Origin of the sequence: Mesorhizobium sp. M1A.F.Ca.IN.022.06.1.1 (assembly GCF_003952605.1) — a bacterium.
In the GTDB taxonomy this organism is placed as follows: Bacteria; Pseudomonadota; Alphaproteobacteria; order Rhizobiales; family Rhizobiaceae; genus Mesorhizobium.
Window position 1 is genome coordinate 1,804,268 of sequence record NZ_CP034455.1, and the last position, 22,243, is coordinate 1,826,510.

16 protein-coding genes and 4 pseudogenes are annotated in these 22,243 nt (G+C 61.7%); 6 read left to right on the forward strand and 14 right to left on the reverse strand.

Features of this window, described 5'->3' with window-relative positions; genetic code table 11:
* Positions 1-112: 112 nt before the first annotated feature.
* The 9 genes and pseudogenes from EJ078_RS08790 to EJ078_RS30215 all read right to left on the reverse strand — a co-directional run.
* Positions 113-364: pseudogene (locus EJ078_RS08790) on the reverse strand (zincin-like metallopeptidase domain-containing protein); the annotation flags it as partial.
* 147 nt (positions 365-511) lie between these two features.
* A complete protein-coding gene (locus EJ078_RS08795; protein ID WP_127324849.1) occupies positions 512-1,390 on the reverse strand; it encodes a zincin-like metallopeptidase domain-containing protein in 879 nt (292 codons plus the stop codon).
* A 217-nt stretch (positions 1,391-1,607) separates the two neighbouring features.
* The gene (locus EJ078_RS08800) at positions 1,608-3,773 is read right to left on the reverse strand and encodes an integrase (RefSeq protein ID WP_127324848.1); all 2,166 of its coding nucleotides are present in this window, start codon (positions 3,771-3,773) and stop codon (positions 1,608-1,610) included.
* Positions 3,770-5,557, reverse strand: a complete 1,788-nt coding sequence (locus EJ078_RS08805) for a hypothetical protein (protein WP_127324847.1) — start codon at positions 5,555-5,557, stop codon at positions 3,770-3,772. Before EJ078_RS08805 ends, EJ078_RS08800 begins: the two co-directional genes overlap by 4 nt.
* Complete coding sequence (locus EJ078_RS08810) at positions 5,554-6,870, reverse strand: site-specific integrase (protein ID WP_127324854.1); 1,317 nt, start codon at positions 6,868-6,870, stop codon at positions 5,554-5,556. Before EJ078_RS08810 ends, EJ078_RS08805 begins: the two co-directional genes overlap by 4 nt.
* A 271-nt stretch (positions 6,871-7,141) precedes the next feature.
* A pseudogene (locus tag EJ078_RS08815) lies at positions 7,142-7,897 on the reverse strand (ArdC-like ssDNA-binding domain-containing protein); the annotation flags it as partial.
* A gap of 476 nt (positions 7,898-8,373) precedes the next feature.
* On the reverse strand, positions 8,374-8,568 hold the full coding sequence (locus EJ078_RS30205) for a hypothetical protein (RefSeq protein ID WP_051695369.1): 195 nt from the start codon (positions 8,566-8,568) through the stop codon (positions 8,374-8,376).
* A gap of 82 nt (positions 8,569-8,650) precedes the next feature.
* Positions 8,651-8,929, reverse strand: coding sequence for a thioredoxin domain-containing protein (locus EJ078_RS30210; RefSeq protein ID WP_329609616.1), 279 nt, complete (start codon positions 8,927-8,929; stop codon positions 8,651-8,653).
* 856 nt (positions 8,930-9,785) lie between these two features.
* Positions 9,786-10,757: pseudogene (locus EJ078_RS30215) on the reverse strand (cation:dicarboxylase symporter family transporter); the annotation flags it as partial.
* Positions 10,758-11,467: 710 nt separating this feature from the next.
* Here EJ078_RS30215 and EJ078_RS08830 point away from each other — a divergent pair.
* Positions 11,468-11,857 (forward strand): hypothetical protein, encoded by a 390-nt coding sequence (locus EJ078_RS08830; protein ID WP_029354905.1) that lies wholly within the window; start codon positions 11,468-11,470, stop codon positions 11,855-11,857.
* A gap of 488 nt (positions 11,858-12,345) precedes the next feature.
* Here EJ078_RS08830 and EJ078_RS08835 read toward each other — a convergent pair whose 3' ends face one another.
* Positions 12,346-13,050, reverse strand: a complete 705-nt coding sequence (locus EJ078_RS08835; protein ID WP_029354903.1) for a Crp/Fnr family transcriptional regulator — start codon at positions 13,048-13,050, stop codon at positions 12,346-12,348.
* A gap of 534 nt (positions 13,051-13,584) precedes the next feature.
* Here EJ078_RS08835 and EJ078_RS30220 point away from each other — a divergent pair.
* On the forward strand, positions 13,585-13,833 hold the full coding sequence (locus EJ078_RS30220) for a DUF6074 family protein (protein ID WP_029354901.1): 249 nt from the start codon (positions 13,585-13,587) through the stop codon (positions 13,831-13,833).
* Between the two features lie 364 nt (positions 13,834-14,197).
* Here the strand turns inward: EJ078_RS30220 and EJ078_RS08845 are convergent, their stop codons facing one another.
* The 4 genes and pseudogenes from EJ078_RS08845 to panB form a co-directional block, all read right to left on the reverse strand.
* Positions 14,198-14,830, reverse strand: a complete 633-nt coding sequence (locus tag EJ078_RS08845) for an acyl-homoserine-lactone synthase (protein WP_029354900.1) — start codon at positions 14,828-14,830, stop codon at positions 14,198-14,200.
* Positions 14,831-14,922: 92 nt separating this feature from the next.
* Entirely contained in the window at positions 14,923-15,642 is a 720-nt protein-coding gene (locus EJ078_RS08850) for a LuxR family transcriptional regulator (protein ID WP_029354898.1), read from the reverse strand.
* A 99-nt stretch (positions 15,643-15,741) separates the two neighbouring features.
* Positions 15,742-16,650 (reverse strand): pantoate--beta-alanine ligase, encoded by a 909-nt coding sequence (gene panC / locus EJ078_RS08855; protein ID WP_127324114.1) that lies wholly within the window; start codon positions 16,648-16,650, stop codon positions 15,742-15,744.
* Positions 16,647-17,482, reverse strand: a pseudogene (gene panB, locus EJ078_RS08860) (3-methyl-2-oxobutanoate hydroxymethyltransferase). The gene panC and the pseudogene panB overlap by 4 nt, the downstream one beginning before the upstream one ends.
* Before the next feature lie 172 nt (positions 17,483-17,654).
* Between panB and EJ078_RS08865 the strand changes: the two are divergent.
* From EJ078_RS08865 to nadC, 4 genes are all read left to right on the forward strand, one after another.
* Positions 17,655-18,617, forward strand: a complete 963-nt coding sequence (locus EJ078_RS08865; RefSeq protein ID WP_091595813.1) for a hypothetical protein — start codon at positions 17,655-17,657, stop codon at positions 18,615-18,617.
* A 62-nt stretch (positions 18,618-18,679) separates the two neighbouring features.
* The gene (gene nadA, locus EJ078_RS08870) at positions 18,680-19,654 is read left to right on the forward strand and encodes a quinolinate synthase NadA (protein WP_127324115.1); all 975 of its coding nucleotides are present in this window, start codon (positions 18,680-18,682) and stop codon (positions 19,652-19,654) included.
* Positions 19,651-21,192 (forward strand): L-aspartate oxidase, encoded by a 1,542-nt coding sequence (locus EJ078_RS08875; RefSeq protein WP_029354892.1) that lies wholly within the window; start codon positions 19,651-19,653, stop codon positions 21,190-21,192. The genes nadA and EJ078_RS08875 overlap by 4 nt, the downstream gene beginning before the upstream one ends.
* Before the next feature lie 4 nt (positions 21,193-21,196).
* Positions 21,197-22,075, forward strand: coding sequence for a carboxylating nicotinate-nucleotide diphosphorylase (nadC, locus tag EJ078_RS08880; protein WP_091595900.1), 879 nt, complete (start codon positions 21,197-21,199; stop codon positions 22,073-22,075).
* Positions 22,076-22,243: the final 168 nt, after the last annotated feature.

Genomic DNA, 22,243 nt, shown 5'->3' on the forward strand with positions numbered 1-22,243 from the left:
GCCCTTTTTTGCGAACCTCGGTCCGATAAACGATCGGCGCCAACGCCGGCCATCGGCGTTAGCGCAACCTCAAAGAGAACTGTCGAGTTGGTTGCGCGCGGCTTTTGCGTCATCAGAGGCGCAAGGCGGTCGCGTGTGAGGATTGCGCGCTCCCATGGGCGGTTTCGGCATGTGCCTCGCCTTCGACATCGGCATTGAGGCCAAGCAGGAAATCGGCGGCTTTCGAGGCATGGCTGGCAGCGCGGAAGATGGCGCGGTTGTCCTCGCGCAAAACCGTCAGCCATGAGCCGATGTAGTCGGCATGACGCACGGTCGGCTCGATGCCGAGACTGCTGCAGATGAAGGCTGATGCGATTTCCGCGACATATCCTGACAGTCAAGCCTGACGATCGTGGCTATCGCGGAATCGGAGTTTCAGGCCTCAGCGTTTTGGATCCTCGCGGGCTGGGCGGCAGCCAAGGTGAAAAGGCCATGGCTGCGCGTCGGTGGCGGCCCTAAGGCGACGTGGCGCTCAGCTCGGCGGCTGTCGCGCGTGCATCCAGTCAGCGGCAGCCTGCGCTTTGCTTGCGGCAGTGAAAATCGCCCGCGGGTCGTCCTTCAGCACCGACAGCCAGGATGCCACATAGGCTGCGTGGTCAGGACGGGGATTATGCGCCAGGCCCAGATCGGCTAAAATATAGGCTGCAGCAAGTTCGGCGGTCAGTTCTTCGACTGCCAAAGCCTGGCGGGTGAAGCGTTTGGTGAAGTCTCGATCGAGCCGATGCTTAGAGCCCGTGGCATGCGCGGCCTCGTGGACATAAGTCCCGACGTGAGCGACCGCATCGCGGAAGCGATTGAAGTCCGGCATAAAGATTCGGTCGAGATCGATGCGGTAGTATGCAGCGCTCGCGCCAAAAGTAACTGGGATGCCGAGCGCACTGATGAAGGCATCGGCATGCGGGACTCGTTCAGAGTCAGGCAGGATTGGAGCGGCGGAAGGCGTGAAGCCCTCGACCTGAGAGCTGTTGAAGACCGAGAAGGCGCGCGCGAAGAGGCGTCGCTGGGGGTGCTCATCGTCGCCGACTGCATCATCGTCACTGTGTGCGGCAAACTCCTTCCAGAGCACGACGGTCGTTGCGCGTTCGCCCTTGCGGACCTGGGCGTCAAGCGCCTGCCATTGCCGGTATGTGCCCCAGATGCCGCTTCCAAAGCCGTGAGCCTGAGCTGCGATCCAAAGAGCGAGCGTATTGACGCCGCGATAGGCCTTTCCGGAAGAGATGTTGGTTGGGCGAGCAATCGAGCTTCCATCGTGGTGCCAGGGCATCCGCCATTCGCCGGCGCCGGCCTCGATGGCGGCAATGATCTCGGAGGTGATGCGGGTATAAACGTCGGTGCGGTTTTGCGTGTCCATCGTCGGAACTCCTGTCCCGCCGGGGCCAATCCCCGGCGGCGGAGCAGCCATCTGCGATGGCCTAAGGGCCGACCGCGCACTCGAAGAGCCGCAGCGGAGCGAAGGACGGCGATCAGCCGTTGCGCGGGCGGACCTGACATCGCGCGCTCCGCCGCACGCCGGGGTTGGTCCGACGGGACATCCGATCATTGGGCCGCACGCGAACCGCCACACCGCCTCAGGTCCGACGATCTAAGCCATCAAGAACCGCCTGGATCCGCTGGAGATCCTGCTTCATGATGGTCCGTTGCAAAGGCGACAGACGCTTCTCCTTCAGCAAGGTCTTGGCGTCCTCGGCAGAGCGTGACCAAGCTGGCCGATGGCGTGCGGTGATGCAGGCATTGGGGCAGCGGGTTGGCTGGCAAAGCGCGGTCAGCGGCATCTTGCCGTCGATGTTCGTTGCCTGCTTAAGGCAGGCGGCCGTGCCGGGATCAAAGAAGCAGTCGGCCAGCACTCCGACATGCAATGTCCGCGCGAGGCTCGCTAACATTGTGCGGAGCCGCCCACGATCAGCGATCATGGCCGGAAGCGGACCGAGTTCTGTTGATATGCCGTCGAGTGTCTTTGCTACACGCACTGCGGCGGGCCCGGACAACGTCGCCCCGGCCTGCCGCTCATCGAAATACGTCAACAGGTCATCAAGCTGGCCGAGACTGCGCTGGTTCTGCACCTCCGCACGGAAGCCGGATCGGCTGGAGCCGGCATAGCCCTCGAAGGCGGCGACGGAGGCATGCTTGTACTGGATCATGCCGGCAATTGTGCCGAAGGGACGGTTGGCAATGTGCCATGCAATCGTGCGTCTGAACTGCCGCGTCGTGATCCGCCAAGGCTGATCACCTGGTCCGTTCGGGACCGCCGGCGTATCCGGTGTGCCGAACAGGTTGTTGAGATGGTCGCGGAAGTGGTTGAGTTGGCGGACAATCTCGGCCGAGAGGTGATCCTTGCAAACGGACCTTGCGATAAGAACGGGCCAGAGCGTCGTGAGCCCGCGCGCGGATGCCGCCCGGAAGGACAAACGTTCCAGCACTTCTATCGCCTTGGCTACAGGCTCAATTGTAATCCAATCAGCCGGCTCACCTTGGCTCGACCTGCCCTTGTAGGCAACCGAGCGAACGCGATGACGCATGACCATGCCATCTTGGCTGCGCGTTACGGAAAGGCATCCGCGCTGCATCGCCTGGACCTCGCAGTCCCGCATCCCGGTCAGGTACGCGCAGAGGATATAGGCTGCCGCCTGCAGCATCCGCTCTTCCTCCGCCAGTGTTTTGGCGTCGAAGCGGGGCCGCCATGGCTTGCCGGTCTCCGGTAGAATGGCGATGGGAGTCTCCATTCCACCTGTCTCGAGGCCGAGTTCGAGCAACGCGGCCCTGATCTGGCGAGGTGCGCCGCCGGTCAGCTGAATATGCATCCTTGGCTCGGCCTGGGCGTCGATGCCAATGTGCAGGTGAAGCAGGTGCGAATTGACGGGCGGCGATACGTCTCCTGTCTCTGGGTGCCGCAAAACGGTGCCGTTGTGCGCGCTCTCCCAGATGGGCACGCCACGGCCTTCGCTTCGTAGCTTATCGAAATAGTTCTGAAGACGCCTTCGCTGTCGGCTACGGCGTTCCGTGTATGTGAGAGCCTGATCTGACTGGAGGAGCGCGGCGCAGTGGGCTTCCAATCGCTCCAACTCTGCACGGGCGGCGAAGATGTCTGAGGCGAACTGGGTGATATACCGGCTCGACCAGGCCAGCAATGGCGAGATGATCTCTTCTGGCATGCGTGGCGTGAGGTTCTCGTGAACAAAGCGATAGCCGGCGACCCGGGCGGGCGCCTGGCCGCCCCAGGGCCGGAAGTACAGGCCTCCAGACGGGAGGTAATCGCGAAAGGCATAGAGATCAGCAGGGACTTCCAGGAGGTGGCCGACTATAACCGGCCGGCGAGCACGGTCAGTCTTGAGATGGCGAACGTAGCGATCCAGCAGTTGCTGATCGACACGGCGAAGATCGACAGAACCAAGCTCATCGCGCACGAACTCGAAGAAGCGTCGCGCACGATTGAAAACCTGCCGGATACTGCCGGGAGGAAGCTTCTTGCGGTGACCCGGCATGTCGACGTTGAGCCGGGCATAGAGAAGCTCGCGAAGCGTCTCGCGAACACTCACATCCTCGACGGACCCGAAATGCACGGTGACATGGCACCGCCTGGCGTTCTCGCGAAATACGGCCGGTCCGAGATCCCAGCTCGGATCGCCGTAGCGCGAAAGGGTGTCCCGATCAAAGCCCGGCTTCAACGGAGCGGACGCGAGAACCGGGCGAAGATCGAGTTCCCGGGAGGTGGAGGCTACTGCGGCCAACCTGATCATTGCCGGGCCTCCGGCGGCAGATAGAGGGCGTGCCCTTCCGCCTCGCGGCGAGCTTCGGCAACTACACTCTCCGGGAAAGCAGGTAAGACCTGCTTCGCGATGCGATGATGCGCGCGGCCGAACTTCATGGCCCAGTCCGCGGCGGGGAGACCCGTCCGTTGCTCCTCGATAAACCACAGGAACGCGATGATTGCCGGCAGCTTGCGCGCGGTGATGACGGCGTTGCGGCATTCGAGACAGCCCCAGAACGGTTGCGGACAAGGTGATCCCAGCTCTCCGAAAGGACTGCGATCAAATCCCGAGCACGCAGCGAGCCAAACATCCTGTTCGCCGCCTAGAAGCGCGTCGACATCACTGCTTCCTTCCGAAGCGGTGTGGCTTTGGCGCCAGGAATCCTCGTCGCGAGGCCCCAATATGATTGGGCCGGCGGCCGCGGCGACTTCGGAAAATGCCTCCGCCACGGTGGCCTCATGAAGCGGGCGCAGCGAGGGAATGTCCGCATAGTGTCGAGCGGCAATCTCGGGCGTATGCCCGACCGCAAAGCGGGCCATATGACCCTCGGTCTTCAGATACCAGATCGCCTTGTGGGTTTTGCGCAATCGCGAAAGAACGAGCCGAAGAGGCTGGCCATCGTCATCGACGATCCCATGGCTTCCGGTCCATTGGTCGACGCGTTCATGCGGATGATCGACACCTGCGCGGAGTTGCTTCCGGCCGGTATAGTAATAGAGCCAAAGGCAATCGCTTGGGACGAACTGCCTCGTAAAGGCCGTCACCTCGATCAGCTTGCGAACGAGACCACCCGGTGTTCCGATCCCGCCGTCACGCACACGAATATGTTTGTGCTCAGCACCTCGGGCGCGTCGCTTGATATAGGCTATGTCGATGGTTCCAGGTCCGGGGTTCTGGAGGCAGTCGATCGTCAAAGCCTTGCAACATTCTATCTCCAGGCCGGTCTCCAGTGACAGGAAGGTCAGAAGCGGTGGAATGTCGGTGGCCCGCAGATGATGACGACCGTGGATGTCTTCGGCCAAGGTTGAGACAGGTAGACCGCGACGTGCCCTCATGAAGTACAAGCGATGGAAGGCTCTGTCCCCGCTGCTGAGCGCGCCCGAGGCCACGATCCTGTCGTTCGCTTCGTCGGTCACTCTGCGAAGATTGGAGTCGCCCTCATCATCATCGAGCGACTTCCCGATGCGTCTGAAGATCTTGCCGATGTCGGCGCGGGCCGCATCGCGAAGCTGCCTTGCGACGTACGGACTGTAGGCGTCGCGCGGTTGCGATCGGCCGGCGGATTGTGTGCTGGTATAACTTAGCCGACGCCGTACCCCTTCATCGAGAAGGCCAGGTTGGTCGGCATCAATCGAGCGCAAGGCGAGAATAGCCTTGGCAAGAATGATGTGCCGGTAGATAGGCTTCATCCCGCCGGCTTCGAGGAAATCCTCATATCCGTCGATATCGTCAGCGCGCAGATCGGCGGGCGTTTTTGCCTTCGAGTGCTCGCGCAGATACGCGAAGAACCTAAGACATGCATTTAAATGCCCCTTGATGGTACTCCGCGCCCCCAGCGAACCACCAAGCTCCGCCTGCCGGCGAAGAGCACCGGCAAATGCGATGGCGAGAGGTCGCGGATGCAGGCCGGTAAGGTCAACGTCGATGCTCCCGCCATAGCGCGCCTCGATGTTGAAGCGCAGACCGAGGACCGGATCGCGGGCGTGTGCGGTAGCAATGGCATCGGCTGGTGCAAAACGGACTGGAGCTCCCTTGCGCGGCCGCCCCGTCATAATGAAGTCTCCGATGGAAGCAGTGCGAGCAGTTCCTCGACCGCAGCATCGACGGTATCCGCGCGTGTCGCGATGTGGTCGAGGTAGATGTAGGTCGTTGCTAGACTGGCATGACCAAGGAGCCGTTGGACTTGCTGAAGAGGATCGCCGAGAACTTGCCGGTATCCCTCCATCGGTCCGGCAGGCAACGCCGCATCACGGAGGCGATGCTGAATGAGCATCGCCAGCATATGAACTGCAAAGGAATGGCGGAGCTGATGCGGACTGATGTTGACGTCGAAGCCGAAGGATCTGCACCGCGCGGAAGCACGGGCGAAGATGACTGCCCAGGAGTTCGGCTGTACCGGCAAGCCGACCTCCGAGAGCCATAATACCGCCGGTTCGCTCGGTGTGCCGTCGTCGTTGCAGACAATGATCCGGCCGCGTTCCTCGGGGCTGAGCAGGTCAAGCGCGATGTCGCCGCCGTCACGCAGTCGTAGCCGGGAATTGCTCCGCTCCCGGTGTACGAGGATCGGGCGGTCAAGTGATTGCCACCCCGAACGGCGCTGAAACTTTGCAATAGCATGGGAGCGCTCGACAGCGATATAGGCGCGCATCTGCTCGAGCAGCCGAGCGGGAACGAGTATCTGGCGACCACGATCGCCCTTGGTCAAAGCATCGGGCAGCTCGAGCCAGACCTGACGGCATGGCGGCTGACCAACGACAGCAAGATCGGATGCGAAGAGAAATGAAGCTTCCTCCAGCCGGAGGCCCGTCGTAACCAGGAGATCTGAAAACAGCGCATTGCGAATGCCGTTGCGATCTCGGGCGCCAGGGCGCGTTCCGCCACCAGGCAGTAGCCCTCTCAAGCCAAGATCCCGAAATCTCCGGTAGTCGTCGAGTGTGACGAAGCTGACATCCGCGCGGCGCGCGGCAGGTTCATACGCATCGTTGCGAGCCGAGATCCGCGCTCGCCGGCCAGTATACCCTTGCCTCCACACGGACCGATGCGTGAACGGCGCTTCCGCAATGAGACCCTCCTGGGCGCCCCATCGATACACACGGTCGAGGCAGGCGACGGCACGATTCCAGGAAGCAGCAGAGATGCGTTGGCCGGCCTCCGCACGGCGCCGAACTCGGTGATAGGCAAGGACGTCATGCCGACCCGCCTGCCATACCGTCTTGGCGCAGGCTTCCGAAAGAAAACGGACCCAGACAAGAACGTCATAGCCATAGGCACGAAGAGAATGGTGGGAACGAACGCCGTTGAGAGGCAGGTCGCGGAAGAAGCGATCCAGATCAGGATCGTAGAGTGCCCCATCCCTAAGGATCATGGGAACGTGTGCATCAAGCCCGTCAGCCGATCGGCGCTCCTGAATGGTGATGTTCGAAACCGGCGCTACATTGTCCACAAGTTGTTCAACCTCCCCCGGACCCCCATCCGGGAGCCAGCATCAACGAAGGAGTTCAACTTGCCCGGCGCTATCCAGGCCGGCCTCCGCCAGCTATGTGGGAGCGCTGCGGCCGGCCTGGACAACGCCTCCGTCAGTCCTGTTGCATCGACGCCAGCAAGACACGGAGAGTCGGTGCAGACTGTCAAGATAAGGCGACCAGTTCCTCGCGCGCATAGGTGTTGGACCCGAAGGAGCCGGACAGGTCGCGCGCGAGTCGCGTCGGGTGGCCGGTCCAGTGGCCAAGCTCGTGAAAGCAGGTCCGGTAATAGTCGATCTGGTGGAAGAAAGCCGGCTGCGGCGGCACCTGTATGGTGTCGCTGCCGGGCATGTAGAAGGCGCGCTCGCCGCCGATGCGAAAATCAGCGCCGGTTGCATGAATGAGCGCCTCGGCCTGCGGGACCATCTCGCGCTCAGGCAGAGGCTCGCCGGCGGCATAAAGATGTTCGGGCAGATTATCGCACTGCGCGACATTGAAGACGGTAAAGCGCTTCAGGAAGGGCACCGCCTGCGGTTCGTCGCCATCGGTGTCGGCGCGTTGCTTTTCGTTCTTGGGAACAAAGCGGTCAGCGTGAACGATGGTGGTGCCGTGCTCACCCTTCCTGACATTGCCACCTAGGGAAAGCGCCTGCCGGAAGGTGAGCCAGTTCTGGCTGGGGAAACCGCGATCGATGACCCCGCCCCACAGGATCAGGATATTGATGCCGGAATATCGGCGCTGGGTGGCCGCATTCCGCGGCAGGCCGAGGCCTGTCCTTGCCCTGCCCCACGGCTTGACCCATGGCACGGTGCCGCGCTCCAGTTCGGCAATGATGCGGTCGGTGATTTCCTGATAAAGGCTGGCGCCGGTGCGCCCGCCACTCTCTGCGCCAGCCTGTCGGCTGCCGCAACGTTTGTTGTTTGCACGCATCGTGATGTCCTCCGCTCTTCAATCGCGCCCTCCCCGGAAGCGGGGTGGGCGGCGAAAGCGACCGGAAAGGCCCGACGTCGGAGGCGGACTGCATCCGCAGGACCGGAACGGAGTGGAGGACCCGAAGCGAAAGCGAAGGGTTGCGGGACGCCGCGGCGGGCCTAGAAGGGAGTGCTGCCCGCCCTGCGCCACCGGGGAAGGCCACGATAAAAACGACGCCGGCCGACAGGCCGGCGACCGTCAGCAGCCGAAGGCTGCCCCGCGCCAGGGGGCGAAGCCGCAGGGCCAAGACCGCCTGAGCATGGCGAAGATAAGCGGGCTCGGTTCACGAGCACCCGGCCAGCGCCTTCAGGCGCGGGCGCTCAGGATTGTTGTTGGCGCCCACGGCAGCTGGATGACCGCAACAAGATGCCGAGGAGCAACAGCAAAGCCAGCTGCCACAAACGGCACGCTCCGGCAACAACAGCGTGGCCGATCTACAGATGCTGCCCCGCACGAGAGCCTGCACGCTTTGAGCGCGCATCGGCGAGCAAGCGTTGCAAGCTGGCCATGTCGACCAGGTGGGCGATCACTATATCGCCGACCACCAACGCGGGCGTACGGTCGATGTGCAGACCTTTCGCGAGTGCGCGGACGCGCGCAAGTTCATCTGCGATGGCCGGATCTTGCATTCCCGCTTGAGCTGCTCCACGTCAAGGCCCACACGCGCTGCGATCTTGAGAGTGATCCTTTCAATGATCCAACTGGGGGAAGTCATAAGGGCGCGGTGGAATTCGTCGAACTTTCCCTGTTTTCTCGAGGCGAGTGCGATTGGGAATCCGGTCCCAGGACCGGGAACCGTCTGATCACAAGCTTCAGATTGGGATCATTCTTGAAGGCTTTTTGGTAGTTGAGATCTGCCAGTCTGCAATGCGGACAGTTGTGGTAGTCATTGAATATGACCAGAACGGCATCGCCTTGCGGGTTGCCGGCGATTGGCGAAGGGGGTCGTTGTCGAATGCGCCGCTCCACTTTTGCCTGTCGATCGACCACGCCTGCCGGTGCAGGTTCGCGCTATATTGGCTCGCCAGCACGGCGAGGAGTAAAAGAAGAGCTGCGACAGTGATGGCAGTCGGCTTAGACATGAGTCTCCAATCCATGGACGGCGTGGCAGCAACGGCCCGCCTTTTGGTGTAAAATGCTTTTGATCGAGCCCCGCACTTGCCACAGGGCGCAGTCGCGAGGGCGCACAGCTATAGATGCCGGTGCGCTCTGGCGGTTTCTGGAAAGATGGCCTTGCGCCATCGGGCCCACCCCACCCAGCTGAGCGTCGTTCGCGCGGGCCGGGCAACCGCGACCGCCATTCACCACGCCGGGCGACTGACCGTCCGCCCGGCAGAGCGCTGAAGGGTCCCCGGACCTTCCGGGTTGCCGGCGATTTGGCGAAGCGGGGTCGTTGACGAGTGCGCCGCTCCACTTTTGACTGTCCATTGGCACGACTGCATGGGCGGGGGCGGCCTTTCCCGCGGCGGGTGCGCGCTATTATGGCTCGCCAGCACGGAAAGCAGCACGGCGAGGAGAAAAAGGAGAACCGCGAGAGTGGTGGCCGTTGTCTTAGACATGAGGCTCCAATCCATGGACGGCGTGGCAGCAACGGCCCGCCTTTTCGGTGTAAAATGGGTCGCTTTTGATCGTGCCCCGCAGTTGCTACAGGCGCACAGGTGCGGGTGCGATCTGGCGGTTTCTCAAATACGGCTTTGCGCCATCGGGCCCACCCCAATAGCTGAGCGTCGTTCGCGCGGGGAACTGCGTTCACCACGCCGGGCGACTTGACCGTCCACCGCCAGAGCGCTGAACGGTCCGCTAGTGAGGCGCTCCCCGAATCGTCGTTTATCCCGCTCGCCCCAGACCGGGCGACAGCCAGCGTTGCCGCTACGCTGCGGAGAAATATCGTCAGCGCGTGGCATTCGGACATAAGCTGATCGACGCCAAGAATAAGACCCACGGAGGTGACCGGTGCGGCCGGAACAAGAAAGAGCGTTGCAGCCATTGTGACGAGGCCTGCACCGGTAATGCGGGTTGTTCCGTTCGAAGGGAACAATGCGACGAACAGCATGAGGATCCGGCAGCCGATCGGCAGATCAGTTTTCGTGGTCTGGGCGATGAAGAGGGCGGCGAGCATCATATTCGTGCCGTCCAGATTGAATGGAATGAGACCCACGACCGAATGCGTGGCGCCGGCCTTTTCCATCTTCTCCATGAGCGAGGGCAGCGCGGCCTCCGAGGAGGACGTTGCGAGCAGCAGCTCGTCCTTGATGTATCGGACGAGAGAGAAGATCGAGCGGCCGTTGTAGCGGCAGACCGCGCCGAACAGGACCGAGAAGAACAAGACTTGCAGGATGTCGCCTTCCGCGAAGGCACTGGCAATGGTTGATGGGATGATGTTCATCAGGAAGCTGGTCACGGACTGCTCGTGAGCCGTGGCCACATAGCCCTTAACGGCTTGGACATCGAGCGAGGCCGGATCGATGTTGAGGCCGGCGCCAGGCTGAACGATATTCGCGACAATCAGTCCGACAACGAGTGCAAGTGTCGAGAAGGTGAGGAAATAAACCATCGCCTTGGCGGCAACTCGGCCGACCTTCTGCAGATCGCTCATGCCGGCAATGCCGGTCGCTATTGTCAGGAAGATGACAGGTACGGTGATTATCTTGACGACATCGACGAAGGCATCGCCGAGCGGCTTCAGGCTCTGGCCGGTCTCCAAATGGAAATAGCCGATTGCAGCACCCAGGATTATGGCGGCAAGCATCTGCACGTAGGCCCGGGCAAAATGGCGCTTGCGGGCCGCTGCGTTCGCTATGGGGACTTGTGGAACCAACACCGTTTCTCTCCTTGACCGGATCGGGGTGGGGCTCCTCCTTCTCCCATGCAGTGCTCCGGTCGAACGCTGCGCCCACTTCGGCGCAAGCGATGTGCCAAATAGCAAAGAGGGGAAAACGCGCAGGACCTCTCACGCAGTGCTTGTTCGCTCTCCCGCACTCGCGCTGCGGTTGCCAGTCAACTATGGAAGGGTCCGTTCTTGGGAATTCCAAAGGTCGCTCTTTGCTTCGGCGCAGCTTGGCTGGCTGGAAGGTTCCCTGTTTGCCTTGGGGTCTGGGACCTGCGTCCAGATGGTCAACATTTTCCTGCGCGCCGCACGGGGCTCCAAAGATTCAATCGAGGACGGGCCCTCTTCGAAAACGGCGGCAGCGTTGGTCAAGCCCTTCCACCCTGCTGTCCCACCAAGGGTGTTCAGAAGCTCAGTTCACGATTAAGCGATGGATCAGCGTCATCTGGCGTTTGCGCCATCGCGGCGGCGTTGCAAGGGGTCTGCCAAGGATGAGCAAGCCGCGAGGCAGGGCCCGAGACCTAGACTCCATCCTCATCAACAGCGCTCGGCTCGCGTTAGGAATGTTCGAACCGCAGCACGATCAGGTGGCCACACCGTTGGTCGGAACCGGAACCCGACGAATGATCGTTCGTGACCGACATCTGTGAACAAGCAGTGTGTGTCATTGCAATCACCACCCATTGCGCGCAATTGCCCATATGGCCGTGAATGAACTGGATTTGGTGATTTTCCAGATGGCGGTGGAAAGCGTCCGCTTGCTCTCTTCAAGCTTTGATGAGAAGGCGGCTGAGATAGCCACGAGGAGCCGTGGTAGCCTTCTTTTCGACGTGCGGGTTGACGGTGACCTGGAGGTCCAGCGAGTCGCAGCCATTGGATATCCAGGCGACAAGATCGGTGTGGTGGCATTGGACCGAGAGGGCCTTGTTAGCTGCTGTTGCCTTGTCAATGGCACCTTCTCACCTTTCATTGCACCATTGGAGAACTGGACCAGCATGCCCCTGTCCATGCAGGCCCAGATCGATGTCACAGGCTATGCGAGGCTCCTTCTGGCCGCCCTGCGAAATGCTGGACATATGCTGGGCAGGTAGCATCACCGATGATGTCTGTGATGAGATGGTGCAGACGGCTGGATGAGGCGATCGCTTGCCGGCAGCTTTGGCCGCCAAGCGATCGGTGAGTTCGCAATGCTGGACACGTCCTGTAGACTCTGCCAGTTAAGTTAGCGGACAACCATCTGACGAATGCCCGATCTGACAGTCTGGACGGCGCGGCATGCCCTCCTAGGAATGCAGCCGTGGTTCTACTCCCTCGGCTGTTTTTGCGTCGAAGGCGACGGGCACACCGTGAACGATGGACGTCGCCGCCACCAATTCCTCAACTCGCGATCGGTCGCTTTGCACGCCGGCATAAGCGTTCGAATGGCGCGGATCGCCTGGGCGGTGGAGAGGAACCGGGCCTTGCCTCTGGACAGAACATAGGCTTCGGCGGCTTTTTCACCCGCCTCCCTGAAACTCTGACTGACACGATCTAGGACGGGAGTTCGGCAGCCTTCAAGCCTATGTCCGATACCGGACAATCAGGCAGCGGTGGCCAGGCCGAAATAACGTTGCTCCTCCTCGCCGTAAGCGCCATGCGTGAGTTCCATCAATCCGACGCGGTCGATAATCGTGACCTCGCCGCGCTTGGCACGGACAAGTCCTCGATATTCAAGCATTTGCAGGGCCGTGGTGACCCCGGGACGGCGGGCGCCGAGCATGGTCGCCAGAAATTCATGCGTCAGGTAGATCTTGTCTCCGTCAGAGCGGTCATGGATCATCAGCAACCAGCGGGCCAGCCGTTCCTCGATTTTGGAGTGGCCATTGACCAGTGCCGTCCGGGACGACTGGACAAGGAACGCGTGGGCATAGTCCAGCACTGACGTGCGCAGCGACGGGCTTTCCGCAACCGCAGGACGAATGATTTCAACCGGCAGGCGCCAGCCATTGCCTGCGACCTGGATATAGGTCTCGTTGGAAGAGCTGTCCTGTCCGAGAATGAGGGCAATTCCTGTCATCCCGTCATATCCGATAATGCCGACTTCACATTGCCGTCCGCCGGTCATGGTGGCGACCACCGAGGCGATGCCCCTCTCGGGAAAATATCCATTCCTGATCGGCTGATGCGCGATCTCCAACTGAGCCTTGATGTCCAGTTCGACGCGATGCAGCGATGGTCGCAACAGCGCGAAGTCCTCCGGCGAAAGGGATTTCAGCACCCGGTTGCGAAAAAGGGATTCGGGCAAGGCTCTCTCTCATGCGGGCAAGAGCGCGTACCTCTTACTGTCGGCTGCATCCGAAGTAACTGACGGCCGATGCCAAGCATAGGCTTCGAAACGCGCGATTGCAAAGCCCTGTCGGGGCAGTGCAGCCATGCTAGAAGTCGCGCGGCCTTACGATAGGCGCGGATGACATGATTCCCTTCTGCGGCCACCAAGAACGGCTCGGGCACGCTTTAATCATTCATACACAAGCTCGCAGGAATGTAAGCGGCGGAACAGTCGGGTGATTCGTGCCGCCCTGCCCTTTCAGAAATCAAGTCATTGGACGTCAATTCGGGCTGGAACGCCTCGTCGCGGAACGGCACAGGAAACGCAGCCGGATCAGCAATGGTGGTTCACCTTATGTGCGGTCCGGATGTGCGGTCCGGCGGCTCATCGCCCAATGGCTTGTCGAGGGGAAGTGGAACTCGTCATGTCGCCGCGAACCGTCACCGCGCTAAGCGGCGCTTTTGAAGACGCCGGTGTTTTCTTTGTGGAACTGAAACTGTGAGGTGATTGATGCATGACTCAAACATTTGCGTATTTCCGCTGCATCGGCGACGCACATTGGTCGAAAGTATCGCCCAGGCCCTCGAGACCAAGAACGGCGAGGCGGCGAGTGCGTTCTGGCGCTGTGCTGCCAAGAAAATGCTCATTCAATTGTCCGATGTAGGAATTGCGCCAGAGTTCGCTGCGCAGGAGGTTGGAAGGCTTCTTCATGCGGTCTTGGACGATATGGCCAACCGAACGGTAATGCACATAGCATAGGCTTGGGCGCTGTTGGATCGCGCGTCAGCTCGGGTCCTTATCGGGGGACTGCTCCGACTGGCCGACGGTCCGGCCAAACCGGCATACCGGCAAAGGTTTGAGGTTGGGATCGCTCACGGCGGCCGGTCCAATATTCCAAGGCGATCTCAGAAGCCACATTGGCTTCTTTCCAAGCGGACGGGCGCCACTTTGGCGTGCTCACGCTGGACTGCGGGTTGCGCCTACGGAAATCCGAAGTCCGGCCGCGCGAGTCGATCGACCGGAACAGTCGAATGCTCGTGGGGCCGGGTCCGCTCAGCTTGACGGCGGGCGGTGGCGGCCGTGAGCAGACTTAACCCAGGTCACGGCTGACCATCCGCAGGCGCTATGCCGATTGGACGAGAACTGGTTGCCACAACACCGGCCCGTTCAGGCGTCCCCTCCAGCGGATGCGCAAGAGACTGGCGTAGGAAATCTCGAGGAAGCCGGCGACTGCCTCGGTGTTGCCGACCTGCTGGGGCTGTCCGATACGTGACAACGGCCAGGTCGCGAGACGAAGGATCCTTTCGATGCGCGTATCTGTCACCGTTACGATCCCGGAGAGATTGTTGGCCAAGCCGAATTCGATGATGCCCGCGAAGAGCTCGTAGGTTGCTTGTGCCAGGCCGCCAGCAGCCTTCGGCGCTGTCGCAGGGAGATCGAGCGCGAAACGACTACTCTCCCAGATATCGGCACTCGCAGGGACCACCATCTCATCCAGCAGCGCCGGAAACGTATCGCGCAACATAGTCGGTCCGGTGGTCGGCAAAAGGCGGACGCAGCCGCAAGTTCGCCAATCGGACCCCTTGAGAAGTAGGTAGACGGGGTTCAGGCTGTCAAACGGGTCCGTTTCCATTTCGCCTTCGGTCTGCACTTCCCAATCGAGCCGCTTCTTGAAAACCCGATACCTAAGCCCGTGCATTTCCCTGAGTTCGCTCGCGAACTCGGCGTAGCAGTCGGGTGTTATCAGCTGCATCATTGTCGTCTCCGTGCGGGATGTGTCCACGCAATCGAAGGGCAAAGCCGTCATGAATGCAGCCTGTAGACCTTTACAGCTAGCCTTGGAGAGGATCAGGATCTCGCCCGAGCAGCCATCCGCACTATGGCCTGGTTGATGGTTCGCACGCCAAGCTTCGCCTTGGCGTTTTCCTGATGGAAGGTCACGGTGCGTTTCGAGACACCGAGAATCTGGCTGATATCCCAGGCCGACTTGCCGCACGCCGCCCATTTCAGGCACTCGAACTCCCGCGGGGTGAGCGTTATGCCATCTACCACGCAATCTTCGGCGAGCCTGCGCCGGGCATGGATATGAACGTTGATCGCAACCAACTGCATTGCTTTTTCGTAGCGCGTCAGCGACCTCAAAAGTGGCGGATGCGCCTCGTTGGAGGCGAAGGTCAGTGCGGCGAACCGGCCGCGATGATCATGCATCGACATGGTCAGTCCGCCGCGAATGCCGAACTCAGCTGCTTTTTCCAGGACTTCCTGCTGCGAGGTCGGCAAATAACGGTGATCGCGGTCCACACCCCAGTCGAAGGTATCCCAGCCTCGCAGTCCCCGCAGGATCACGGGATCCACGCTGTGGTAGCGCAGTTGCAGGTAATGTGATGTCCATGATGATGGATAATTCGAGATCAATCGCGGCGTGTCGCCGGAAGCGGATGGGTAGGTGAAATAAGCGAAGAACGGAAAGTCGAACCCGGCTGCGGCGGACGCCATTGCCTCATGGAGATCGACGGCATCGACGCTTGCAGAGAGTTGCTCGACCAAGGTTTCAAATACGCGATGCATCTGCGCTTTGCCTACCTCGCGGAGGTTGCTGGAAGCCGGGCGGAGACGTGGTTCTAAATGATGGCCTGTCCCTGCAGGGCGTACGACGCGCCGCCGTCATCACCGCAATTGCTGTGCTGCTTCCGATTGGAGAGAGCTCCGCGCACCTGACCAACTACCGATGGGTGATATTGCGACGTTATCGATGAGCCGCGTGTCGCCAAGCCAAGCCGCAGCAAGCAAGCGTGCCGGTCGGTCAAGGCTTGCTAACGATTGCAGGTCTGTTTCTCCGCGAAGCTCCAGGTATTCGAGCTCGCGATAGCCGGCAGCCAGAATTGTTGCACGCGCTTCATCAAGCGTAGGCAGGATGGGAGAGCCGCGTGCAAGCCGCTCGGCCGTATCGAGCAGGACCGATGCTAGTTTTGGGGCAATGGCGCGTTGGGCTGGGGAGAGCCGCACGTTATGCGACGATAGCGCAAGACCATCGGCTTCGCGGACTGTCGGACAGGGCACAATAGTGATCGGAATGTCGAGGTCCCGGACCAAGCGCCTGACAAGCTGAAGTTGCTGAAAATCCTTTTCGCCAAAAAAGGCGAAGTCAGCGCCGGCCTGCAGGAAGAGCTTGGCCACGACCGTCGCCACGCCATTGAAATGGCCGGGCCGGAATGCGCCGCACAGGCATTCGCTGATGCCGGACACTGAAACGACCGTGGCGAAGCCCGCCGGGTACATTTCCTCTGCGTCCGGCACATAGAGCAGATGCGTGCCCAGCGGCGCGAGCTTGGCAGCATCTTCGCTTTCCGTCCGAGGATAGGCAATCAGGTCGGCGGGGCTGTTGAACTGCTTGGGGTTTACGAACAGCGTCACGATCACCCGCTCGGCCCTTTCAAGCGCCTTCCGCACAAGGCTCAGATGCCCGTCGTGCAAGGCTCCCATGGTCGGCACAATACCGATCGTGGCACCCGAGCGACGCCATTGCGCAACGACGGCGCGCAGCTCGCTCACAGTTCGAGCGATCGGCACGCTCATGTGAAGTCTCCGGCCTTCAAGGCGTTGACATAGAGATGTTCGACCGCCGGAAAGTGCCGGTTCCGCACATCGGTGGCGTAAGCGGCGATTGCCGCCTCAGCCTGCTCACCGAGCTCGGCATAGCGTTTGACGAACTTCGGCCGAAATGAGGTGAAGAGCCCGAGCATATCGTCGCTCACCAGAATCTGGCCGTCGCAAGCTGGCGAGGCACCGATGCCGATGGTGGGTATGTCGATATCGGCGGTTATCTGCCGTGCAAGCTGCTCCGGTATCTTTTCGAGCACCAAGGAGAAGGCGCCCGCCTCGGTTACCGCCCTGGCGTCGCGCCTGATCCGCTCTGCATCGGCTCCCCGGCCCTGCACACGATAGCCTCCGAACGTGTTTACCGCCTGCGGCGTCAGCCCCACATGGGCCATGACAGGTACGCCGCGCGCGGTAAGGAAGCGGATGGTTTCCGCGATGGTCTCGCCGCCCTCGAGCTTCACCGCTGAACAACCGGTCTCACCCATCACGCGCGCAGCGTTGCCGAAAGCGTGCTCTGGGCTTTCCTCGTAGGAACCGAAGGGCAGGTCGACGACCATCAGCGCGTGTTCAAGGCCGCGGCGAACGGCCTGTCCGTGCATGATCATCATGTCGAGCGTGACGCCCAGCGTCGACGACAGGCCGTGCCCACCATGCCGACGCTGTCGCCGACAAGAACGATGTCGCAGTGGCGATCGAGTAGCCTCGCGACCGGCGTGGTGTAGGCCGTCAAGCATACAAGTGGCGTTTGGCCTTTTCGCAATCGAATATCTGGAGGGTTAATCCCTTTTATCTCACCAGCCGCGCTCAACCGACGCCCCCTTCCCTTACGTTACCAACAGCGGGTGTCGCGTTTGGCATATTTTTGTGCGACTGCGAAGAGCTAAAAACAGTGCTTGAGTAGTACGGTGTTGACGTGCTGGCTGCCAAGGTTACATTCAATCGATTAAGGCGCTCCGTTGGGCCAACCCACTTTCGCAAACATGGATCCTCAGACAAGAAGAACCAAGAAAGGCAAAGCCGCCGTCAAAGCTGACGAAGCCAAAGTGGACCTGACTGCCGTCGTGGTCGCCGTAAACGACAGTGAGCCCTGTGTCCTCACCGTCGGTCATGCGGACACCCTCCCTTCTGGACCTTTTGCGCTTGAGCATCGATCGCTGCAGTCGGGTTTGAGGGGGTGGGTGGAGCAGCAGACCGGCCATGCACTGGGATACATCGAGCAACTCTACACCTTCGCCGATCGCGATCGCATCGGCACTGAGCGCCACCAGCGCGTCATCTCAATCAGCTATCTCGCATTGACCAGGAAGGAACAGGCAACGAACTCGGCCGCGTGCGGCTGGCAAAGTTGGTACGAATATTTTCCCTGGGAGGACCACCGCTTCGGCACGCCGCCTGTGCTGCTCGATAGATTGCGGCCCCGCCTGATTGAGTGGGCCGGCGGCGCCAGCGAGCCGACCACTCAACGCGAGCGCCGGCAGCGCGCTGCGATAGCCTTCGGCTTCGACGACCGCCATTGGAACGAGGAACTCACGCTCCAACGCTACGAGTTGCTCTATGAAGCTGCTCTGATTGAAGAGGCCGGTGGCGGCAGGGACGCGATTGCGGCCGCGGCTGGCAAACCAATGGTCGCTGACCACCGTCGTATTCTGGCAACCGGGATTGCGCGGCTGCGTTCGAAGATCAAATACCGGCCGGTCGTGTTCGAGCTTATGCGGCCTTCCTTCACGCTGCTGCAACTGCAGCGAACCGTGGAAGCTCTGGCTGGCAGGCTCATCAACAAGCCCAACTTCCGGAGACTGGTCGAGCAGCAGGATCTTGTTGAGGAGACTGGGGAGACCTCCCTCGACACGGGCGGCCGACCGGCGAAGCTTTATCGCTTCCGCCATGCCGTTCTCGACGACAGGGCTATCGCCGGGACAAAATTACCGCTGGCGCGGGCTTGACATACTTATAGTCAAGGTAGACATATTCCCTTATTGTCAAACCGAATATAATCGAGGCGCCAATGGCTGGGGCGTTACCTATGGCTGCGTCCCTGTATGAGCGTGTCCGGCGGGTGATCCCTCCCGTTGAATGGCTCGCGTTCGCCGGCGATATTGAAGCCATCTTAGCGCTGAAGCGTGAGCGCAATGCGGTGGTGCTGGCGCACAATTACCAGACGCCCGAAATTTTTCATTGCGTGGCAGACATCGTCGGCGACAGCCTGGCGTTGGCCCACAAGGCGGTGACGGTCGACGCCGACATCATCGTGGTTGCCGGCGTTCATTTCATGGCCGAGACGGCAAAACTGCTCAATCCGAACAAGACCGTGCTCATCCCGGATCTCAGCGCCGGCTGCTCGCTGGCCGAATCGATCACGGCAGACGACGTGCGGCTAATGCGGCTGCGGTATCCGGGGGTCCCCGTTGTTACTTACGTTAACACTTCGGCCGCCGTAAAAGCGGAGTCCGACATCTGCTGCACGTCCGGCAACGCGAAGGCGGTGGTGGAATCGCTTGGCGTGGCGCGTGTGCTGATGCTGCCGGACGAATATCTGGCGAGGAACGTGGCAGCCGATACAGACGTCGAGATCATCGCCTGGAAAGGCCATTGCGAGGTGCATGAGCGCTTCACCGCAGCAGACATTCGGGAACTGCGCGATGCCCATCCAGGCGTCATCGTGCTGGCCCATCCAGAATGCCCACCAGACGTTGTCGCGGAGGCGGAGTTCTCCGGCTCGACCGCAGCGATGTCGGATTATGTCGAGCGGGAGAAACCGACGCGTGTCGTCCTTCTGACCGAATGTTCGATGAGCGACAACGTCGCGGTCGCGCATCCCGACGTCGAGTTCGTTCGCGCATGCAACCTGTGCCCGCACATGAAGCGCATCAACCTGGCCAACATTCGCGCCGCGCTCGAGCAGAACCGGCATGAGGTCCGGATTGATCCCGAAATTGCCGGCCCCGCCCGCCGCGCGGTCGAGCGCATGCTTTCCCTATGAGCCTGGAGGTTCGCGACATCGCCGGGGCGCCGGTCGTCATCGGTGGCGGCATTGCCGGCCTGATGACGGCGCTTCATCTGGCGCCGGAACCGGTCGTGCTTTTGACCAACGCGCCGCTTGGAACCGGAGCCTGCAGTGAGCTTGCCCAGGGCGGTCTTGCGGCAAGTCTCGGCGGCGACGACGGCCCGGATTTTCACCTTTGCGACACGATAGCTGCCGGCGACGGACTCTGCGACGAGGCCACGGTGCGGCGAGTGGTCCGAGCTGCACCCGAAGCGATTAGGACGATCCAAAGGTTCGGCGTCGCCTTCGACCAGCACCCTGACCGCGCGTTGCGACTTGGGCTCGAGGCGGCACACTCGCGACGGCGGATTGTGCATGCAGCCGGCGACGCCACCGGTCGCGAGTTGGTGCGCGTGCTCATCGCCGCGGTTCGGCGTACAGCCTCGATCACCACTATCGAAAATGTGGAGGTCCGCCGGCTGGTCGTGCAGGACGGGTCGGTCATCGCCGTGGTCGCCGCAGGACGAGCCGGCGCGCTCGCTCTGCCCACGCGTCGCGCGGTGCTGGCGACCGGCGGCGTCGGCGGGCTGTTTTGCGACACGACAAACCCCGCTGGCTCATGGGGTCACGGGCTGGCGCTCGCCGCATGGGCGGGGGCGGAACTCGCCGACTTGGAATTCATACAGTTCCATCCAACTGCGCTCGACGGTCCGCGCCGGCCGATGCCGCTGGTGAGCGAAGCCGTGCGTGGCGAAGGCGCGGTGCTCATCGATGAGCGAGGAGAGCGCTTCCTCGCTGACACACCTGGCGGTGAACTTGCGCCTCGCGACGTCGTAGCGCGCGCCATTTGGCACCAGCTTGCCGTTGGACGCCGCGTATTCCTGGATGCACGGCAAAGTCTCGGCCCGAGATTTGGCAAGCGTTTTCCAGGCATCGCCGAATTGTGCCGGAGCGCAGGGGTCGACCCCGCGACCGACCCGATCCCGGTGCGCCCGGCGGCACATTATCACATGGGCGGCGTCGCCGTAGACAGCGCCGGCCGCAGCTCCATCGAGGGATTGTGGGCCTGCGGTGAGGTCGCCTGTACCGGCCTGCACGGCGCCAACCGCCTGGCCAGCAACTCGCTCACCGAAGCGGCGGTCACCGCGAGCTGGGTTGCCGAAAGCGTTGCCGGCACGTCGTATACCCGGCGACCGCGCAGATGCTCCACATTCGTCCCTCCACGACCAGACGCTTCCGCGGTCCGCCCAATTGTCTCCGCCGCCCTGGGTATCATCCGCGACGGCGAGGCAATGCGCGAAGCGGTGGCGACCCTGCTGCCGATCGCAGCTGACAATGTCGCTGCCTCTGGTCCGGCTTTGGTCTCACTGATGATCGCCGTGGCGGCCCTGGGGCGGGAAGAGAGTCGAGGCGCGCACTGTCGGTCCGATTTCCCGCTCCACGATGCCGACGCGCGCCCATCACGGCTGACACTGCACAGCGCAATGCGGGCCGCGGCCGCACTCGATTGCCGGGCTACCATACGGAGCACCTGATGTGATTTCATTCTCCCCCCTCCCCGCGACCCTGATCGAACCGATTGTGCGCGGTGCGCTCCTCGAAGACCTGGGCAGATGCGGCGACCTGACCAGCGATGCGGTTATCCCGCATGATTGCACTGCCACGTTGGTGCTCAGATCGAGGCAGGCGGGCGTCGTTGCCGGGCTCGATCTGGTCTCGTACGCCTTCCTGCTCGTGGAACCGGCGATCAACATCCAGATCTGGCGCCCTGATGGCAGCGATGTCGGGGCCGGGGAAACCATTGCAAGATTGTCCGGACCCGCGCGAGGCCTGCTCACGGCCGAACGCACTGCCCTCAATTTCTTATGCCGGCTGAGCGGCATTGCCACTGCCACAGCGGCGATGGTTGAGGCCGTGCGCGGTCACAAGGCGAGGATCGTATCGACGCGAAAGACGACGCCCGGCCTGCGGGTATTGGAAAAATACGCCGTGCGCGTCGGCGGCGGTGCCAATCACCGCTTCGGCCTCGATGACGGCGTGCTCATAAAGGACAATCACATCGCGATCGCCGGCGATATCCGCACAGCAATAGAGCGGGCGCGCGCCGCCGCAGGGCATATGGTGAAGGTCGAGGTTGAGGTCGACACGCTGAAGCAGCTCGATGCAGCGCTCGCGATTGGTGTTGACGCGGTGCTGCTCGACAATATGTCGGTCGAGGATCTTGCCCGCGCGGTTTCTATAGTGGGTGGCCGTACGATCACCGAGGCTTCCGGTCGGGTGACGCCGAAAACGGCGGCGGCGATTGCGGCGACCGGTGTCGATCTCATCTCCATGGGATGGCTGACGCACAGCGCCCCGATCCTCGACATCGGCCTGGACATGCCGGACCACCAGAACATCTGCAAGCATTTGAACTGAGGATTACGGCATGAGGAGCAACATCAGCTCGGCAGGCGTAGGAAGGCGGTGGAAAGACGTGCCGCAGCTCGCCTTTTAGCGAGTGCGCTCCAAAGCCAAGTCGGACCGAGCTTGCCGGTCGACAGACTCCTGAAGGCGTACCGGACTAGCAACAAAGGTTTGACGATG

What these genes read in the sequence shown, in the direction of transcription:
- EJ078_RS08850 (WP_029354898.1), bottom strand. Translation starts at nt 15,642, where the DNA reads ATGCATCGCGTATTTGAAACCTTGGTCGAGCAACTCTCTGCAAGCGTC.
- EJ078_RS08845 (WP_029354900.1), bottom strand. Translation starts at nt 14,830, where the DNA reads ATGATGCAGCTGATAACACCCGACTGCTACGCCGAGTTCGCGAGCGAA.
- EJ078_RS08810 (WP_127324854.1), bottom strand. Translation starts at nt 6,870, where the DNA reads ATGATCCTTAGGGATGGGGCACTCTACGATCCTGATCTGGATCGCTTC.
- EJ078_RS30205 (WP_051695369.1), bottom strand. Translation starts at nt 8,568, where the DNA reads ATGCAAGATCCGGCCATCGCAGATGAACTTGCGCGCGTCCGCGCACTC.
- EJ078_RS08875 (WP_029354892.1), top strand. Translation starts at nt 19,651, where the DNA reads ATGAGCCTGGAGGTTCGCGACATCGCCGGGGCGCCGGTCGTCATCGGT.
- EJ078_RS08800 (WP_127324848.1), bottom strand. Translation starts at nt 3,773, where the DNA reads ATGATCAGGTTGGCCGCAGTAGCCTCCACCTCCCGGGAACTCGATCTT.
- EJ078_RS30220 (WP_029354901.1), top strand. Translation starts at nt 13,585, where the DNA reads ATGCATGACTCAAACATTTGCGTATTTCCGCTGCATCGGCGACGCACA.
- EJ078_RS08830 (WP_029354905.1), top strand. Translation starts at nt 11,468, where the DNA reads ATGGCCGTGAATGAACTGGATTTGGTGATTTTCCAGATGGCGGTGGAA.
- EJ078_RS08805 (WP_127324847.1), bottom strand. Translation starts at nt 5,557, where the DNA reads ATGACGGGGCGGCCGCGCAAGGGAGCTCCAGTCCGTTTTGCACCAGCC.
- panC (WP_127324114.1), bottom strand. Translation starts at nt 16,650, where the DNA reads ATGAGCGTGCCGATCGCTCGAACTGTGAGCGAGCTGCGCGCCGTCGTT.
- nadA (WP_127324115.1), top strand. Translation starts at nt 18,680, where the DNA reads ATGGCTGGGGCGTTACCTATGGCTGCGTCCCTGTATGAGCGTGTCCGG.
- EJ078_RS08795 (WP_127324849.1), bottom strand. Translation starts at nt 1,390, where the DNA reads ATGGACACGCAAAACCGCACCGACGTTTATACCCGCATCACCTCCGAG.
- EJ078_RS08865 (WP_091595813.1), top strand. Translation starts at nt 17,655, where the DNA reads ATGGATCCTCAGACAAGAAGAACCAAGAAAGGCAAAGCCGCCGTCAAA.